Source organism: Psychrobacter sp. CAL346-MNA-CIBAN-0220 (assembly GCF_040309805.1).
Taxonomy (GTDB): Bacteria; Pseudomonadota; Gammaproteobacteria; order Pseudomonadales; family Moraxellaceae; genus Psychrobacter.
Map to the genome: position 1 here is coordinate 1 of NZ_JBEOPF010000177.1, position 279 is coordinate 279.

The 279-nt window shown below is 38.7% G+C and carries 1 protein-coding gene; it reads right to left on the minus strand.

All coding sequences use genetic code 11. The annotated features are described in order from the left end of the window. A partial coding sequence (locus tag AAEY88_RS13210) for a hypothetical protein (RefSeq protein ID WP_350563124.1) occupies positions 1-279 on the minus strand: 279 nt, incomplete at both ends.

Sequence of the window (279 nt, forward strand, 5' to 3'; positions counted from 1 at the left end):
AATCGCTTTATTGAACTTAGGTGTCAGCATGTCTTGTGCCATTAAACAACACAAAAATAAAATGCCCCACCAAGCCCAATAATTACTTTGTTCAGACCAAGCTTGTTGTAACGACTGCCACTGACTCGGTTGCAGTAACCAGACACTACTGTGACTTAAGTCAATTAACCATAAAGCGCCAATGCTAGGCGCATTGGGCACCCAAAATAGATGTTCGTTAAGAGTGTTTTTTAATGTGGTATGTAATTGATTTAATTGTTCATAACCAATGCGTAACTT